The sequence below is a fragment of the Candidatus Symbiothrix dinenymphae genome (assembly GCF_001431085.1).
This window is the reverse complement of sequence record NZ_BBRU01000010.1, coordinates 1-1737: the sequence shown is the minus strand read 5'-3', so window position 1 is coordinate 1737 and position 1737 is coordinate 1. Positions and strand designations below refer to the sequence as shown.

The following is a 1737-nucleotide window of genomic DNA, read 5'->3' as shown; positions in this document are numbered from 1 at the left end:
TTGTGTCCAATCCCAATTATTCTCAATCCACAGCCCCTTAAACAAGGCTTTGTTGCCCTTAAAAATGGCTTCCATTGTGCTCACCAGCAGCGACTTCCCAAATCGCCGCGGGCGCGACAAGAAAAAAGTGGTGCCCGATGTGATAAGGCGGAGAATAACCTCCGTCTTATCAACATACAAGCAATCGTCTTTGCGCAATTTCGCAAACGACTGTATTCCGATAGGTAAATTTTGCATAATCTTTTAATTTGCCGCAAAGTTACACTTTATTTTTGAATTATGGCAACTCCTCCATCCGACAGGCAATCTCTTTCCCGGCAAAAGCCACGCCCAAGAGCGCGATGCGCTTGTTTTCGCCTGCATAGCGTTCATAATACCGCCGAGCGTGAATTTGTGCCAATGCCTCGTCTAATAGCGCATCAGTTGTGGTTGTTCGCGCGTTGGCGTATTTAATCTCTGCTACGACTACCCGCTCTTGCCATGTCCATACGGCATCAATGCGCCCTTTGTCGGTATTCACTTCGGCATCCACCTTGAAGCCCAGCATATTGAGCCACAACAGCAGCATTGAATGATAATATTTTTCATCTCTTCCCCACAATTGGTTGGGGATGCGAGCAAACATCGCTTGCAGGTTGCGCTCAAAAGCCTGCGGGTCGCCGTCCAACAATTGTTGCATCATCTGCTCTTGCATGGAAGACACCACAGACAACGGGGCAGCAACGTAACTTGCTAACAGATGGATTGTTAATGCTTGATTCACTTCCTCATTGGGAACGCCAAGCGTGTAGAGCATTGTGCTGCTAAATTGACTCTTTTCTATTTTTTTTATAGTCAGGTAGCCTGTCTGAAATAGCAACACTTGGGGGTCTATTGCCTTAATATCAAAACTGTCGAAGTGAGCGGCGGGTAATATTATTGGCTCCAAAAACAATTTCACATCATTGCGCTCTTTGATGAGATTTACCAAGAAAGTGGGCGAACCCGTTGCAAACCAATGGTCTTTAAACACCCTTGCCGCAAACAGCAATAAAGTTGAGAAAGGATTATAGACAAAGTTGAAACCATCCCAAGAATAGCCATCGTACCAACGCCTTATTTCATCTATCGTTGCCTGTTTGGTGGTCTGTTCTTTTGCCGCCAACAGTTCAATATGAGCGTCAAAATTGGATTCTAATTCGGCTTGTGTATAGCCACAGATGGTGGCAAATTGCTCATCAAGTGTAATATCGCGCAGATTGTTTAACCCCGAAAAGATAGATACTTTGGAGAATTTGGATACGCCCGTCAAAAACACAAAACGCAAATGCTCATCCGCCGCCTTCATCACCTGATAGAAATCATGAAGAATGGTGCGCATTTTGTCAGCCTTTTTCAAATCGCTCAAATGGTCGATGATTGGTTTGTCGTATTCATCAATCAAAACCACTACTTGCTGCTTTTTGGATTGATGCAGTTTGTGAATTAACTCTCTAAATTGGTGGGCTACATCTTCCGTTTCAAGCTCGATTTCATTCGCTTGCGCGATTTCCTTCAAAGACGCCTTTAACGAACGAACCAAAGCCTCCGGCGTGTGAAGTGCCATCCCCCCAAAATCCAAGCGAATCACCGGAAATTGTTGTGTCCAATCCCAATTATTCTCAATCCACAGCCCCTTAAACAAGGCTTTGTTGCCCTTAAAAATGGCTTCCATTGTGCTCACCAGCAGCGACTTCCCAAATCGCCGCGGGCGCGACA

General features: G+C 45.4%; 2 protein-coding genes. Both read right to left on the bottom strand.

Annotated features, from left to right (window positions below):
• On the bottom strand, positions 1-237 hold a 237-nt coding region (locus ASC50_RS00300), incomplete at its 3' end, for an AAA family ATPase (protein ID WP_056928546.1).
• 40 nt (positions 238-277) lie between these two features.
• The coding region (locus tag ASC50_RS00295) for an ATP-binding protein (RefSeq protein WP_056928545.1) at positions 278-1737 on the bottom strand (1460 nt) is incomplete at its 5' end.